Source organism: Streptomyces parvus (assembly GCF_014648875.1).
GTDB lineage: Bacteria > Actinomycetota > Actinomycetes > Streptomycetales > Streptomycetaceae > Streptomyces > Streptomyces parvus.
Genome location: NZ_BMRY01000001.1, coordinates 736,155 through 752,329, shown reverse-complemented (window position 1 = coordinate 752,329; position 16,175 = coordinate 736,155). Strand labels below are relative to the sequence as shown.

Sequence of the window (16,175 nt, the reverse complement as noted above, 5' to 3'; positions counted from 1 at the left end):
ACCAGGAGCAGCGATGCAGCCGCCCCCGACCCCGACCGTCCTCGCCGTGATCCCCGCCCGCGGCGGGTCCAAGGGCGTCCCCGCCAAGAACCTCGCCGAGGTCGGCGGCATCCCCCTGGTCGCCCGCGCCGTCCGCGCCGCGCTCGGCGCCCCCGAGGTCACCGACGTCGTCGTCACCACCGACGACGGGGCGATCGCCGAGGCCGCCCGCACCGCCGCCGCCGACCTGCGCGCCGCCCACCGGCTGCACTGCGTGGAGCGCCCCGCCGCCATCGCGGGCGACACCGCGACCAGCGAAGCGGCCGTCCTGCACGCCCTGGACGTCTACGAGGCCGAGCGGGCCCGCACCGTCGACGTGGTCCTCCTCGTCCAGTGCACCAGCCCGTTCGTCTCCCGCGAGGACATCGACGGTGTGGCCCGGGCGGTCGCCCACGAGGACGCGGACACGGCCGTCACGGTCGCCCCGTTCCACGGCTTCGTCTGGCGCGACGGGCACGCGGTCGAGGAGAGCACGTACGGCGTCAACCACGACAAGTCCGTACGCCCCCGCCGCCAGGACCGCCCCCAGGACTACCTGGAGACCGGCGCCGCCTACGCGATGGACGCGGCGGGCTTCCGTACCCACCGCCACCGCTTCTTCGGCCACACCGCCCTGGTCCCCACCGACCCGGCGCGGGTGCTGGAGATCGACGACCCGCACGACCTGGCCCGCGCCCGCGCGCTCGCCCCGCTCCTGGACCCCTCCCCGCTGCCCTCCCTCGCGGACGTGGACGCGGTCGTCCTGGACTTCGACGGCACCCAGACCGACGACCGGGTCATGGTCGACTCCGAGGGCCGCGAGACGGTCGCCGTCCACCGCGGTGACGGCCTGGGCATCGCGGCCCTGCGCAAGGCGGGGGTCCCCCTCCTGATCCTCTCCACCGAGCAGAACCCGGTCGTCGCGGCCCGCGCCCGCAAGCTCCGGATCCCCGTCCTGCACGGCATCGACCGCAAGGACGAGGCGCTGAAGCGCTGGTGCGACGAGCACTCCATCGCACCCGACCGGGTCCTCTACGTCGGCAACGACGTCAACGACCTGCCCTGCTTCGCCCTCGCCGGCTGGCCCGTCGCGGTCGCCAGCGCCCATGACTCGGTACGCGCCGCCGCGCGCGCCGTCACGACCACCCCCGGGGGCTACGGCGCCATCCGCGAGATCGCGGCCTGGCTGCTCGGCCCCACCCTCACCAACACCCCTGCTGTCCCCACCAAGTAAGGAAGCACCACCATGAGCACCTCCCGCCTGCGCACCTTCGGCACCCGTACCGCCGGCCCCGGCAACCCCGTCTACATCACGGGTGAGATCGGCATCAACCACAACGGCGACCTCGACAACGCCATCGCGCTGATCGACGCCGCCGCCGAAGCCGGCTGCGACGCCGTCAAGTTCCAGAAGCGCACCCCGGAGATCTGCACGCCGCGCGACCAGTGGGACATCGAGCGCGACACCCCCTGGGGCCGGATGACGTACATCGACTACCGCCACCGCGTCGAGTTCGGCGAGGCCGAGTACACCGCCATCGCCGAGCACTGCGCCAAGCGCGGCATCGACTGGTTCGCCTCCCCGTGGGACACCGAGGCCGTCGCCTTCCTGGAGAAGTTCGACGTCCCCGCCCACAAGGTGGCCTCCGCCTCCCTCACCGACGACGAGCTGCTGCGCGCCCTGCGCGCCACCGGCCGCACGATCATCCTCTCCACGGGCATGTCCACCCCGAAGCAGATCCGCCACGCGGTCGAGGTCCTCGGCTCGGACAACATCCTGCTCTGCCACGCCACCTCCACCTACCCGGCGAAGGCCGAGGAGCTGAACCTCCGGGTCATCAACACCCTCCAGCAGGAGTACCCGAACGTCCCGATCGGCTACTCCGGCCACGAGACCGGCCTCCAGACCACGCTGGCCGCCGTCGCACTCGGCGCCACCTTCGTCGAGCGCCACATCACCCTCGACCGCGCCATGTGGGGCTCCGACCAGGCCGCCTCCGTCGAGCCGCAGGGCCTGACCCGCCTGGTCCGCGACATCCGCACCATCGAGCAGTCGCTCGGCGACGGCGTCAAGAAGGTGTACGAGTCCGAGCTCGGCCCGATGAAGAAGCTCCGCCGCGTCGCGGGCGTCGTCGCCGAGACCGAGAACGCGCCGGCCCCCGAGCCGGTCGCGGTCTGAGCGCCGACCGGTGAACCTCGCCTTCGTCGAGAGCCCGGTCCAGCTCCTGAACGTCCTGGAGTGGGTTCACACCCAGGGGGGAGACGATCCGGCCGCCACCACGGTCGTCGTCCTCCCCCCGGTCGACCCGATGTCGCGCGGTCAGCTGCGCCGGATGGCGGAGCTGGCCCGCGACGAGGGCATCACGGTCCGCTGGCAGGAGGCGCGCGGCGAGTCCGGCGCCCCCCTGAAGGCCCTGCGCGCCCTGGCCGGCCTGGTCAGACGCGCGGACCACATAGTGATCGGCGACCCGTTCTCCCGTTACGTCCAGCTCCTGCTGACCCTGGTCCGCGCCGACCGCCTCACGGTGGTCGACGACGGCACGGCCACCATGGAGTTCGTCGCCCAGCTGGCCCGCGGCGAACGGCTGACCCGCTGGCACCGCCGGGGCCGTACGGGACCGCGCGAACTGGTCCTGGCCCCGGTCACCGCCACCGCCCGCCGCCGCTTCACCCCGACGGCCCGCCACACGGTCGAGGTGTTCACCGCGATGCCGGTCGAGGCTCCGCCCGGCATCACGGTCACCCCGAACACCTTCGCCTGGACCCGGGCCCGCTTCGGCCCGCCCACCATCGGCAAGGGCGCCGACCTGGTCGGCACCTCCCTCGTCGAGACGGGCGTCGTCGACCCCGTCCCGTACCAGGAGGCGGTGGCCTCCCTGGCCCGCACCCACGGCGCCACCCGCTACTTCGCCCACCGCCGCGAGTCCGCCGAGAAACTCCACGCCCTGGAAGCCGCCACCGGCCTGGAGATAGTCCGCCCGGACCTCCCCCTGGAACTGATCGCCCGCCGCGGCCCCATCGGCCGCACGATCGTCAGCTTCCCCTCCACGGTCGTCCACACCCTCCCGCTGGCCCTGGCCGGCACGGGCGTGAACGTCGCGGTCTGCGACATCGCCCCGGAATGGCTCCGCGCCACGGCCTCGCCGCGCGCCCAGGGCTTCCTGAGCGGGGTCACGGAGACGGCGCGGGGGGTGCAGCGGCTGACGTCGGTGGTGACGTGAGACGGCTGTCACCTCCGGTGGGGCCCCGGATACGATCGGCACCATGACGACTTCGCAGAATCCGGCAGCGCTTGAGGTCAAGGAGGAACACTTCCTGGACGCCCCGACCGGCGTCGAGGCGGAGACCGAGGACGAGGACGTCCCCGAGATCGAGCGGCCGTGGAACCCTGAGCAGATCAGGGTGAATACCAAGCAGTTCTCGTTGCGCAACGTCCTGGACATGATCGACGATGACTCGCTCGAACTCGCTCCAGACTTTCAGCGCGGCCGGGTATGGAAGCACGTACAGAAGTCCCGTCTCATCGAATCCGTGCTTCTGCAGATTCCGTTGCCGGCGTTCTATTTCGCAGAGGACGCCGACGGGTACATGCGGGTTGTCGACGGACTCCAGCGACTTTCCACGATCCATGACTTCGTTCGGGGAGGCGACGAGAGGGGGTTCGTCCTCAAGGGCCTTGAGTACCTGAAGGGGACCGTGGAGGGGAAGCGGTTCGACGACTTGCCGGCCCCCTGGAAGCGGCGTATCAACAACGCGCAGATCATGGCCCACGTCATCGACCCGACTACTCCCCCCGATGTCATGTACGACATCTTCAAGCGGATCAACACCGGTGGCACACCGCTGAACGCGCAAGAGATCCGGCATTGCATGAGCAAGGACCGTAGCCGTTCGATCCTCAAGGCGATGACCTCCACGGTTGAGTTCAACGAGGCCACCAACGGCCTCGGAGGCCACACCCGCATGAATGACCGCGAGATGGCTCTGCGCTTCGCGGCCTTCTGGCTCCATGGGGCGGAGGGCTATCTCAAATTTGGAACGATGGACTCCTTCCTCCAGCGCACTACCACCATGCTCGACGACGTGAGCGAGGTGGACGACACTGCAGTGGAGCGGCTGACGGATGCTTTCCGGCGGGCGATGGAGAACGCCCGGGACGTGTTCGGCGACCAAGCGTTCCGTAAATGGCCGCAGGGACCTGAGGCAGGGAAATACCCGATCAACCGAGCGCTCTTCGAAGCGTGGGCGATCACGATGTGCGATTACGATCCGGGAGACCTGACCCGCAGGACCCCGGCTATCGTCGCTGCGGCACGTGAGTTGATGTCCGTTGACTACCGGTACTTGGACTCGATCACGTCCTCCACCGGGGACTCCCGTCGTGTGATGTACCGCTTCGAGGCCACGGAGAGGGCAGCGGAGGCCGGTCGGTGATCACCTCATTGGCCATCAGTCACTTCAAACGCTTCGCCCACGCCTCCTTCGCCATGCGGCCCCTGACCGTGCTGACCGGGCTCAATGGGACAGGGAAGAGCACGGTCGTCCAGACGCTTCTCCTCGCCCGCCAATTCGCCGATGCTCCCGTCCGCAAGGTGGTTCAGCTGAACGGACCGTACGGCTTGGCGCTCGGAGAGGCCCACGAGGTTCTGCACCCCGACGCGCCGGACTCGGTCATTGGTGTGCGCCTGGAGTGCGACGGCGGCCGGAACGTTTGCGACATGCGTTTCACCGTGCCGGACGAACAGGCGCTCTACCTGGACACATCGCTCACGCACGATGATCCGCCGGCCGAACTGAGCGGGGACGGCAGTACGTTCACCTACCTGTGCGCCGAGCGACTCGGCCCCCGGGACCAGCTCGACGTTTCGGCGGAGCATCCGGACCTTCTCGGGGTCGGGGTGCGAGGGGAGTACACCGCCCAAGTACTGGCCTTGCACGAGAGCAGGCCGGTGCGCGAGGAACTGCAGCATCCGGACACGGCAGCCACTCACGGTGTGACCGTTGTCCGTACGCAGGTCGAGATGTGGGCTTCCGACATCATCCGCCCGATCGAGATCAGCGCACAGTGGCCGCCGGGCATCACGGCAAGCACGATCCGGTTCCGGGAACCGGGACTGTTGAGCGAGGCGATCCGGCCCACCAACATGGGGTTCGGATTCTCGTACGCCCTGCCTGTCATCGTGGCGGGACTACTCTCCCGGCCCGGTGATCTGCTCATCGTCGAGAATCCGGAGGCGCATCTGCATCCAGGTGGGCAGTCCCAGCTGGGACGCTTCCTGGCGCGCGTCGCGGGTGTGGGAGCCCAGGTGATCCTGGAGACGCACAGCGACCACGTGCTCAACGGCATCCGTCTCGCCGTGGCCGAGGACCGTGTGGTCGCTCCGGACGCCACGCTGATCCACTACTTCGGTGCGCGGGAGGCAGGGGCTGTCCCCCTTGAACTCACCGCCAGGGGCGAACTGACCGACTGGCCGGAGGGCTTTTTCGACCAGATCGAACGGGACCTGGGGAGGCTGGCGCGTGCCAGGCGCAGGGGCAGGTGAGCAGGGCCGATTCGTGGTCGACGAGTCATCTTTCGACTTCCGCGGCCTCAGCGAAGAACGTCTGACAGATCTGCTCGACGAGTTCACCGACGAACTGACCGAACTGACCGAGACCCACACGGTCGCGGTCTCACCTTGGTGGGCCGAAGCGGAGTGTGCCCCCGGAAAGGAGCTGTACGACGTCCTGTACGAGGGAGGGACGCCTCGGGCAGGCCGTGACGCACGGCTGAGGATGGTCCGGACGATGGACCGCTGCCCGCAGTGGGACACGGAGACGGCAGGGCTGCCCGATGAGGTGGAGCTGGCGGACAAGGGGCCCGTCTTCGCGCTCTCCGTCGGCTATGCCTGGCTCCACGCCACACGGGGACATCACATCGGTTGTCTCGTGTTTCCCACGGCCGATCGCGATGGCTGGCACCCGGTCGTCGTGAGAGGAGCAGCCGCGTCGCCCGAGATCAAGAAGGACGTGTACTTCCTGACCGGCGTGTCTTCCCTCTCCAACTTCTGGCGCGAGCTCTTCAGCCGGGAAGACGTTGACGAGCAGGACTTCTTCGAGCGGGCGCGTGAGGCGTTTCCGGGGCTCGTCCTCGCTGACTCCTTGTCCTTCCGTAGGTTCGACGGCACCTACGGCGAGATGCGCGACTGGGTCGTCAGCGTGCTCTCCGTGGTCCACGATCACTTCGGAAACGCACTGGCGAAGCATGCGGGACAACCTGCAGACGTCAAGGCTGAGCTGGGACACCATGGTCTCAATCTGTCTCCGGAGAGCCCCAGCACGCGTTCCAAGCCCAAGATCATGAAGCAGCGGGACGTCAGGCACGGCGACGAGGACTACCGATGTGAGTGGCACGCCAAGAAGGAGCGCCACCGTAATCGCGTCCACTTCAGCCTGCCGGACCAGCGCCTGGGCGGTCGGATCTTGGTGGGGGTGTTCGTCGACCACTTGCCCACCTGAGGAGTGAACGGGTATACCCGCAACCACCCTCCGTCACACATCCTCACCCGAACTTTGTTCGCCTGCACGGCTGAAATTTCCTAGATCCATGGCCAGTTGGGGGGCCGAGGGGCCTACGCTTCATAAGGTGAACCAGTTGAAGTCCCGCGCCTCCCGCCCCCACAGCCTGGCCGACCAGCCCGGAGGGGGTGCGCTGCCCGGCCGGCTCGGTGACGAACTCCGTGAGGAGCTGATCGCCTTCCGCCGGGATCTGCACATGCACCCCGAGCTCGGCAACCAGGAGTTCCGGACCACCGCCGCCATCAAGGACCGGCTGGAGAAGGCCGGACTGAAGCCGCAGGTCCTCGCCGTGGGGACCGGGCTCATGTGTGACGTGGGGGAGTGGGACGGGGTCACGCCCATGCTGGCCCTGCGGGCGGACATCGACGCGCTGCCGATCCCGGACACCAAGGCCGGTGTGCCCTACCGGTCCACCGTGCCCGACCGGGCGCACGCCTGCGGGCACGACGTCCACACCACCACCGTCCTCGGCGCGGGCCTCGTGCTCGCCGGTCTCGACCGGCAGGGGCTGCTGCCCAACGCCGTGCGGCTGATCTTCCAGCCCGCCGAGGAGGTCCTGCCCGGCGGCGCCGTCGACGCGATCGAGTCCGGGGTGCTGGAGGGCGTCGGCCGGATCATCGGCGTCCACTGCGACCCGAAGGTCGACGTCGGGCGGATCGGGCTGCGGATCGGGGCCATCACCTCGGCCTGCGACCGGCTGGAGATCACCCTCGACGGGCCCGGCGGCCACACCGCCCGCCCCCACCTGACCACCGACCTGGTCACCGCGGCTGCCCGGATCGCCGTCGACGTGCCCGCGCTGCTGGCCCGCCGCGTCGACGCCCGCGCCGGGCTCGCCCTGACCTGGGGCCGCCTGGAGACCGGGCACGCCCCCAATGTCATCCCGCAGCACGCCGAGCTGTCCGGCACCGTCCGCTGCCTGAATCTGGACGCCTGGCGCGAGGCCCCCGACCTGGTGCACGCCGCCGTGGACGAGGTGGCCGGAATGCATCGGGCCAAGACCGTCATCAACTACGTGCGCGGCGTGCCGCCCGTGGTGAACGACGCCGAGTCCATCGGCCTGCTGGACGCCGCGATGACCGAGCGCCGCGGATCGTATGCGATCGAGGACACCGAGCAGAGCCTCGGCGGCGAGGACTTCTCCTGGTACCTGGAGCAGGTGCCCGGCGCGATGGCCCGCCTCGGCGTCCGGACCCCGGGCGACACGCGCGGGCTCGACCTGCACCGCGGCAACTTCGACGTGGACGAAGAGGCCATCACCGTGGGGGTCGAGCTGTTCACGGCGGCCGCCCTGCTCGACGGCGGCCGTTCGTGAAGCGTTGACACGCTCTTCGTAGTCCGTTCGTGGACTCCTGTGCCGCCTTGTGGGTGGCTTCTGTTCGCGACGATCCGATAACGGCTTCCGTACGTGCTCTTATCTGACATCTACGCGCGTTACGATCGCGGCGAAACCAGCGCCGGAAGAGGCGCTTCGGTCAGGTTTGAAGGAGCCTCCCCTTGCGCCGGATCACCAGGATCACCACCGTGGGCATCGCGTCCGCGGCGCTCGCTCTCAGCGTCACCGCGTGTGGCGGAAACTCGTCGGACTCCGGTTCCGGCTCCGACGGCGACAAGGCCGCCATCGCGTACGACATCGGCGGCCGCGGCGACCAGTCGTTCAACGACGCCGCCTACGCCGGACTCGAGAAGGCCGAGAAGGACCTCGACGTCCAGGGCTCCGAGGCCGAGCCCTCCGACGGTGAGGGCGACGCGGACAAGGTCCAGCGCCTCACCGAGCTGGCCCGCTCCGGCAACAACCCGGTCATCGGCGTCGGCTTCGCCTACGCTCCCGCCATCAAGAAGGTCGCGCCGAAGTTCCCGAAGACCACCTTCGGCATCATCGACGACGCCTCGGTGACCGGCGAGAACATCGCCAACATCGTCTTCAACGAGGAGCAGGGCTCCTACCTCGCCGGCGTCGCCGCCGCCAAGGTCACCAAGTCGAAGACGGTCGGCTTCATCGGCGGTGTCGAGACCCCGCTGATCAAGAAGTTCGAGGCGGGCTTCGTCCAGGGCGTCAAGGACACCGACGCCTCCGTGAACGTGCTTCCGCAGTACCTGACGCAGCCGCCGGACTTCGGTGGCTTCTCCAAGCCCGACCTCGGCAAGGCCGCCGCCCAGGGCCAGCTCGACAAGAAGGCCGACGTGATCTACTCGGCCGCCGGTCTGGCCGGCTCCGGTGCCATTGAGGCCGTCTCCAAGGCGGGCAAGTGGAACATCGGCGTCGACTCCGACCAGTACCAGCAGAAGGGTCTCGCGCCCTACAAGGCGTCCATCCTGACCTCGGTCACGAAGGACATCGAGGACGCGGTGTTCAACCTGATCAAGTCGGTCCAGGACGGCAAGCCGCAGACCGGTGAGATCCGCTACGGCCTGGACAAGAACGGTGTCGCCCTGTCGATGTCCAACCCGGCCTTCGCCGACATGAAGGACGTCATCGCGGCCGTCGACAAGGCCAAGCAGGACATCATCGACGGCAAGATCACCGTCAAGACCGCTCCGTAAGGACGGTCCTGAGTCCGACGGCCCCACCCGGGCCGTCGGGCCCCGTCGGCCCCCGTGCCGTCGGCCCCGGCTGGTTTCCCAGGCCCTGTCCGTACGCCGCGTGGCTCTCGCCGCCGGTGACGGGCAGGGCCGCGGACCAGCCGCCGAGCCGCACACACTGGGGCTTCACCGAAGACCCGCGGCACCGGCGGCCCGCAGCCCGCGGTCCGTAGTCCGCAGCCTGCGGCACCGGCGGTCCGCAGTCCGCGGCACCGGCGGTCCGCAGCCCGCGGTCCGCAACCCTCAGTACGACCCGAAGAAGATCCGCCTCTCGCAGTGCTCTCCCGCCCGGTCCGGACCCCGTGTCCGGGCCATGACGTGCACCCGTGTTTCACGATTCGGCAGCGCTACGCGTGTAGACAGCCCTCCGGCGCGATAACTTCACCCCCGCCCCCCAGGGCCCCCGAGCCCCCCGAGCCCCTCCGCCCCCGCTCCTGTCCGGCCAAGGAGAGTGCGTCATCAACGCGTCCAGCAGTCCCCCTGCCGTAGAACTGCACGGCATCACCAAGCGCTTCCCCGGCGTCGTCGCCAACCACGACATCGACATCACCATCGGCAAGGGCACCGTGCACGCCCTCGTCGGTGAGAACGGCGCCGGTAAGTCCACCCTGATGAAGATCCTCTACGGCATGCAGAAGCCGGACGAGGGCACCATCGCGATCGACGGCGAGCAGGTCTCGTTCGCCAACCCGGGTGACGCCATCGAGCGCGGCATCGGCATGGTGCACCAGCACTTCATGCTCGCCGACAACTTCACCGTCCTGGAGAACGTCGTCCTCGGCGGCGAGAAGCTGTACGGCATCGGCTCCGGCGCCCGGAAGAAGATCATGGAGATCTCCGACGCGTACGGGCTCGGCATCCGGCCCGACGCGCTCGTGGAGGACCTCGGGGTCGCCGACCGGCAGCGCGTGGAGATCCTCAAGGTGCTCTACCGGGGCGCCCGCATCCTGATCCTGGACGAGCCGACCGCGGTCCTCGTGCCGCAGGAGGTCGACGCGCTCTTCGCCAACCTGCGGGAGCTCAAGGCCGAGGGCCTGACCGTCATCTTCATCTCGCACAAGCTGGGCGAGGTCCTCTCGGTCGCCGACGACATCACCGTCATCCGCCGCGGTACGACCGTGGGCACCGCCGACCCGGCCTCCACCACGACCAAGCAGCTCGCCGAGCTGATGGTCGGCAGCGAGCTGCCCTCGCCGGAGACCCGCGAGTCCACCGTCACCGACGTCCCCATGCTGCGGGTCCAGGACCTGAAGCTCACCGTCACCGACCCCGACGGCACCGTCCGCGACGTGCTCGCCGGCATCGACTTCACCATCCACCAGGGCGAGGTCCTGGGAATCGCGGGCGTCGAGGGCAACGGCCAGACCGAGCTCATCGAGGCCCTCATGGGCATGCGCGACCCGGACGCCGGAGTGATCACCCTCGGCTCCGACGACATCTCGCACGCCCCGACCCGCAAGCGCCGCGAGTCCGGCATCGGCTACATCCCCGAGGACCGCCACCGCCACGGCGTCCTGCTGGACGCCCCGCTGTGGGAGAACCGCATCCTCGGCCACGTCACCGAGAAGCCCAACAGCCGCGGCTGGCTGCTGGACAACAAGGCGGCCCGTACCGACACCGAGCGCATCGTGCGCGAGTACGACGTCCGCACCCCCGGCATCGACGTCACCGCGGCCTCCCTCTCCGGCGGCAACCAGCAGAAGCTGATCGTCGGCCGCGAGATGAGCCACGCGCCCAAGTTCCTGATCGCCGCCCACCCCACCCGCGGGGTGGACGTCGGCGCACAGGCCCAGATCTGGGACCAGATCCGCGAGGCCCGCCGCGAAGGGCTCGCCGTGCTGCTGATCTCGGCCGACCTGGACGAGCTGATCGGGCTCTCCGACACCCTGCGCGTCATGTACCGCGGCCGGCTGGTCGCCGACGCCGACCCGGCCACCATCACCCCGGAGGAACTGGGCTCGGCCATGACCGGCGCCGCCACCGGTCACCTCGAAGGCTCGGAGGACGAGGCCCGATGAAGAAATTCGACAAGGACCGGCTGATCCTGGGCTTCGCCGGCCCGGTGCTCGCCCTGGTCGTCGCCCTCGCGCTGACGACCGTGGTGCTGCTCGCCTCCGGGCAGAACCCGTTCGAGCCGTACCGGATCATGTTCGAATCGGCCTCCTACGCCGACGTGCAGGTCCTGATCATCAACCAGGCCGGTACGTACTACCTCGCCGCACTCGCGGTGGCCGTCGGCTTCCGGATGAACCTCTTCAACATCGGGGTCGACGGGCAGTACCGCCTCGCCGCGATGATGGCCGCGCTGGTCGGCGCGAGCGTCGAGCTGCCGGGACCGCTGCACATCGCGCTGATCGTGATCGTCGCGATGCTCGTGGGCGCGTTCTGGTCCGGCATCGCGGGCTTCCTCAAGACCACTCGCGGGGTGAGCGAGGTCGTCTCGACGATCATGCTCAACTCGATCGCCACCGCGCTCGTCGCCTGGATGATCCTGCCGAAGAACTTCGGCGAGCAGCCTCCCGGCTCCAACAACCTCACCACCGGCGAGATCGCGGAGTCCGGCTGGTTCCCGGGGCTGCCGATGGGCGACATGGCCGGGGAGATCTACGGCTTCACCTTCGTCGCCGCCGGCTGCGGTGTCCTCTACTGGTTCGTCCTGAACCGCACCCGGTTCGGCTTCGACCTGCGCGCCACCGGCGCCAGCGAGACCGCGGCCCAGGCCTCCGGCGTGGACGCCAAGAAGATGATCCTCACCTCGATGCTGATCTCCGGCGCCGTCGCGGGCCTGGCCGGAATGCCGACCCTGCTCGGCGACACCCACACCTACAGCCTCGACTTCCCCACGGGCATCGGGTTCACCGGCATCACCATCGCGCTGCTGGGCCGGAACAACCCGCTCGGCATCGCCCTCAGCGCCCTGCTGATCGCATTCCTGGACAAGTCCTCGGCCTCGCTCGACCAGTACGGGTACGAGAAGGAGATCGCCACGATCATGCAGGGCCTGATCGTGATCTCGGTCGTCGTCTCCTACGAGCTGGTCCGCCGTTACGGCATCCGCCGCCAGCAGCAGAAGGTCGGCGAGGAGCTCGCCGCCGGACACGCCCTCACGACCGAGAAGGAGGCGGCCCTGTGAGCACCAGCAAAACCATCGCCGCACGCCCCGCCCCCAAGAAGGGCAACGGCCGCCGCAAGCTCTCCCTGCCCGTCGTCCTGCTGATCATCGCGGGCGGTCTCGCCCTGGTCTCGCTGGTCCGCATCATCAGCGGCGCCAACGACATCACCTCCGTCGGCCAGGTCCGCGGCGCCCTGGCACTCGCCGTTCCGATCGGCCTCGCCGGACTCGGCGGTCTGTGGGCCGAGCGTGCGGGCGTCATCAACATCGGCCTCGAAGGCATGATGATCCTCGGCACCTGGTTCGGCGCGTGGGCCGGATTCCAGTGGGGCCCGTGGGTGGGTGTCCTCTTCGGTGTCCTCGGCGGCTGCCTCGGCGGTCTGCTCCACGCCGTCATCACCGTCACCTTCGGTGTGAACCACATCGTCTCCGGTGTGGCCATCAACATCCTCGCCGTCGGCGTCACCCGCTACCTCTCCAACTTCGCCTTCGACGGCGTCCAGGGCGGCTCCTCGAAGCAGTCCCCGCGCGTCGATCCCATCGACCGGATCACTGTTCCGGGGCTCTCGGACTGGATGCAGGACCTGCAACAACAACACTGGTTCCTGATCTCCGACCTGGCCGGCATCATCGGCGGGCTCGTCACCGGCCTGTCCCTGCTCACCGTCGTCGCCCTGCTGCTGATCCCCGCCACCTGGTGGATCCTGTGGCGCACCCCGTTCGGGCTGCGGCTGCGCTCCTGCGGCGAGTCCCCGGTGGCCGCCGAGACCCTCGGCGTCAACGTCTACAAGTACAAGTACATCGCCGTCACGATCTCCGGCGGTCTGGCGGGCCTCGGTGGCGCGTTCCTCGCGATCGTCTCCACCGGCATCTACCAGGAGGGCCAGACCGGCGGCCGCGGCTACATCGGTCTCGCCGCGATGATCTTCGGCAACTGGATGCCGGGCGGTATGGCGCTGGGCGCCGGCCTCTTCGGCTTCACCGACAGCCTCAAGCTGCGCGGCGGCGCCGAGAACGTCCACGCGATGCTGCTCCTGCTGGCGATCCTGCTGGTCATCGCGGTGTTCTGGCAGCTGTACAAGAAGAAGTACGTCTCCGCGGCGATCGCGGCGGTCGTCTCCGCGCTGCTGTTCACCTGGTACTTCCTGACCGACCAGGTGCCGAGCCAGTTCGTCGACGCCGCGCCGTACGTCACCACGCTGCTGGTCCTCTCGCTCTCCGCGCAACGCCTGCGGATGCCGAAGGCCAACGGGATGCCGTACCGCAAGGGCGAGGGCAAGTGACACCCCCGCCCGCCCCGGCCTTCGGCGAGGCCGACTGGGACGCCCTGCGGGAGGCCGCCCGGGACGCCATGTCCCGGGCGTACGCCCCTTACTCGGGCTTCCCGGTCGGTGTCGCCGCCCGGGTGGACGACGGCCGCACCATCACCGGCTGCAACGTGGAGAACGCCAGCTACGGCCTCTCGCTCTGCGCCGAGTGCGGCCTGGTCTCCACGCTCCACGCCACCGGCGGCGGCCGGCTGACCCACTTCACCTGCGTGGACGGCACCGGGGCGATCCTGGTGCCGTGCGGCCGGTGCCGGCAGCTCCTGTACGAGTTCGGCGGCCCGGAGCTCCTCCTGGAGACCCCGGACGGCTTCCGTACGCTCGACGCGATGCTGCCGCAGTCGTTCGGCCCGCAGCACCTCGGCTGAAGCCCGCAGCACCTCGGCTGAAGCCCGCAGCACCTGGGCTGAAGCCCGCGGCACCTCGGCTGCACCCCGTATCTCCCGGCGGTGGCCCTTCCCTCCCGGAAGGGCCACCGCCCTTTCCCCTCTCTATGCGCGTAGAGTCAACGAGGACTCTTGCGTACGCACCCGGCCGGAAGGATTCCCATGGACGCCATCTCCGTCATCCGCACCAAGCGGGACCGAGGCGAACTGACCCCCGAGCAGATCGACTGGGTCATCGACGCCTACACCCGCGGCGAGGTCGCCGACGAGCAGATGTCCGCCCTCGCCATGGCGATCCTGCTCAACGGCATGAACCGCACCGAGATCGCCCGCTGGACCGCCGCGATGATCGCCTCCGGCGAGCGGATGAACTTCGACGCGCTGTCCCGCCCCACCACCGACAAGCACTCCACCGGCGGCGTCGGCGACAAGATCACCCTGCCGCTCGCCCCGCTGGTCGCCGCCTGCGGCGCGGCCGTGCCGCAGCTCAGCGGTCGCGGTCTCGGCCACACCGGCGGCACCCTGGACAAGCTGGAGTCCATCCCCGGCTGGCGGGCCCACCTCACCAATGCGGAGATGCTGAACGTCCTCGACACCACCGGCGCGGTCATCTGCGCCGCCGGTGACGGCCTCGCCCCCGCCGACAAGAAGCTGTACGCGCTGCGCGATGTCACCGGCACCGTCGAGGCGATCCCGCTGATCGCCAGCTCGATCATGTCCAAGAAGATCGCCGAGGGCACCGGCGCGCTCGTCCTGGACGTCAAGGTCGGCTCCGGCGCCTTCATGAAGACCATCGAGGACGCCCGCGAACTGGCCTCCACCATGGTCGCCCTCGGCACCGACAGCGGGGTGCGCACGGTCGCCCTGCTCACCGACATGTCGACCCCGCTCGGCCTCACCGCGGGCAACGCCCTGGAGGTCCGCGAGTCTGTCGAGGTCCTCGCCGGCGGCGGACCGAGGGACGTCATCGACCTGACCCTCGCCCTCGCCCGCGAGATGCTGGACGCGGCGGGCCTCAAGGACGCCGACCCCGAGAAGGCCCTCTCCGACGGCTCCGCGATGGACGTCTGGCGCCGCATGATCTCCGCCCAGGGCGGCGACCCGGACGCCACGCTCCCCACCGCCCGCGAACAGCACGTGGTCACCGCCCCCGCCTCCGGCGTCCTGACCCGCCTGGACGCCTACGACGTCGGCGTCGCCGCCTGGCGCCTCGGCGCGGGCCGCGCCCGCAAGGAGGACCCGGTGCAGGCGGGCGCGGGCGTCGAACTCCACGCCAAGCCCGGCGACACGGTCACTGAGGGCCAGCCGCTGATGACGCTGCACACGGACACCCCGGAGAAGTTCGACTACGCCCTGAAGGCCCTGCCGGAGTCGTACGACATCGCCCCGGCCGGCACGTCGTTCTCGCCGCTGCCGGTGGTGCGGGAACGTATCGCCTGACCTGCGGTTTCCTCGTACGGGTGAACGGGATCGGTGGACTGCCGCCGGTCCCGTTCGGCATGCTGGACTCGGTGACGTACCGATAGAGGAGACCGCCATGAGCGCACTCACCGTCGACCCCGCGCCGGGCCCTGGCCAGGACTGGGACGACCTCGTCCGGATCTGGGAGGAGACGGACGCACCCGAGGGCTGCAAGGTGGAGATCATCGAGGAGATCGTCACCGTGTCGCCGCCGCCGTCCAAGGACCACAACACCACTGCTGAGCTGCTCCAGCGCAGGCTTTACACCGTCATCCCGGAGGAGTGGGGGATCTACCAGACCCTCGGCCTCTCCCTCCCGGGGCGGGGCGGGATCTACATCCCCGACCTCGTCGTCGTGGACCGCGCCTCCGCCACCGGGCCGGGCAACACCGTCCCCGCCGAAGAAGCCCGCCTCGTCGTCGAGATCACCTCCCGCGCCAACGCCAACCACGACCGCGTCAGCAAGGTCAACGGCTATGCCAAGGCCGGAGTGGAGCTGTTCCTGCTCCTCGACCCCTGGCACTCCGGCCGCCCGACCGCGACGCTCTACGGCGAGCCGGAGGGCGGTACGTACCGGGTGCTGGAGACCGTCGAGTACGGGCGGGAGCTGCCCCTCCCCGAGCCGTTCGGGCTGGTGCTGGACACCGGTGTCCTCCCCATCAGCTGACAGACAGGCGGCCCGCCGCACGGATCCTCTCCGCGCGGCGGCCCGCCGTCGTGCGTGGGGTGAAC

General features: G+C 69.5%; 14 protein-coding genes. All 14 read left to right on the top strand.

What is annotated here, in order from left to right; all coding sequences use genetic code 11:
* Positions 1-13 precede the first annotated feature (13 nt).
* Complete coding sequence (locus IE140_RS03285) at positions 14-1,252, top strand: acylneuraminate cytidylyltransferase (protein WP_032763660.1); 1,239 nt, start codon at positions 14-16, stop codon at positions 1,250-1,252.
* Between the two features lie 12 nt (positions 1,253-1,264).
* Complete coding sequence (locus IE140_RS03280) at positions 1,265-2,197, top strand: N-acetylneuraminate synthase family protein (protein ID WP_032763659.1); 933 nt, start codon at positions 1,265-1,267, stop codon at positions 2,195-2,197.
* Between the two features lie 10 nt (positions 2,198-2,207).
* Complete coding sequence (locus IE140_RS03275) at positions 2,208-3,239, top strand: hypothetical protein (protein WP_150197287.1); 1,032 nt, start codon at positions 2,208-2,210, stop codon at positions 3,237-3,239.
* Positions 3,240-3,282: 43 nt separating this feature from the next.
* Positions 3,283-4,452, top strand: coding sequence for a DUF262 domain-containing protein (locus IE140_RS03270; RefSeq protein ID WP_093444334.1), 1,170 nt, complete (start codon positions 3,283-3,285; stop codon positions 4,450-4,452).
* Positions 4,449-5,561 (top strand): DUF3696 domain-containing protein, encoded by a 1,113-nt coding sequence (locus IE140_RS03265; protein WP_093444335.1) that lies wholly within the window; start codon positions 4,449-4,451, stop codon positions 5,559-5,561. Before IE140_RS03270 ends, IE140_RS03265 begins: the two co-directional genes overlap by 4 nt.
* A gap of 13 nt (positions 5,562-5,574) precedes the next feature.
* Entirely contained in the window at positions 5,575-6,516 is a 942-nt protein-coding gene (locus IE140_RS03260) for a hypothetical protein (protein ID WP_150197285.1), read from the top strand.
* A 136-nt stretch (positions 6,517-6,652) separates the two neighbouring features.
* Positions 6,653-7,891, top strand: coding sequence for an amidohydrolase (locus IE140_RS03255; protein WP_150197296.1), 1,239 nt, complete (start codon positions 6,653-6,655; stop codon positions 7,889-7,891).
* A 182-nt stretch (positions 7,892-8,073) separates the two neighbouring features.
* Positions 8,074-9,120: a BMP family lipoprotein gene (locus tag IE140_RS03250; protein ID WP_032763652.1), complete on the top strand. Its 1,047-nt coding sequence runs from the start codon at positions 8,074-8,076 to the stop codon at positions 9,118-9,120.
* 473 nt (positions 9,121-9,593) lie between these two features.
* Complete coding sequence (locus IE140_RS03245) at positions 9,594-11,177, top strand: ABC transporter ATP-binding protein (RefSeq protein ID WP_093444338.1); 1,584 nt, start codon at positions 9,594-9,596, stop codon at positions 11,175-11,177.
* The gene (locus IE140_RS03240) at positions 11,174-12,292 is read left to right on the top strand and encodes an ABC transporter permease (RefSeq protein WP_093444339.1); all 1,119 of its coding nucleotides are present in this window, start codon (positions 11,174-11,176) and stop codon (positions 12,290-12,292) included. The genes IE140_RS03245 and IE140_RS03240 overlap by 4 nt, the downstream gene beginning before the upstream one ends.
* Complete coding sequence (locus IE140_RS03235) at positions 12,289-13,554, top strand: ABC transporter permease (protein WP_150196916.1); 1,266 nt, start codon at positions 12,289-12,291, stop codon at positions 13,552-13,554. The genes IE140_RS03240 and IE140_RS03235 overlap by 4 nt, the downstream gene beginning before the upstream one ends.
* Positions 13,551-13,964: a cytidine deaminase gene (locus IE140_RS03230; RefSeq protein ID WP_093444341.1), complete on the top strand. Its 414-nt coding sequence runs from the start codon at positions 13,551-13,553 to the stop codon at positions 13,962-13,964. Before IE140_RS03235 ends, IE140_RS03230 begins: the two co-directional genes overlap by 4 nt.
* A 180-nt stretch (positions 13,965-14,144) precedes the next feature.
* Positions 14,145-15,422, top strand: a complete 1,278-nt coding sequence (locus IE140_RS03225) for a thymidine phosphorylase (protein ID WP_109179875.1) — start codon at positions 14,145-14,147, stop codon at positions 15,420-15,422.
* A 97-nt stretch (positions 15,423-15,519) separates the two neighbouring features.
* The gene (locus IE140_RS03220) at positions 15,520-16,110 is read left to right on the top strand and encodes a Uma2 family endonuclease (protein ID WP_150196915.1); all 591 of its coding nucleotides are present in this window, start codon (positions 15,520-15,522) and stop codon (positions 16,108-16,110) included.
* Positions 16,111-16,175: the final 65 nt, after the last annotated feature.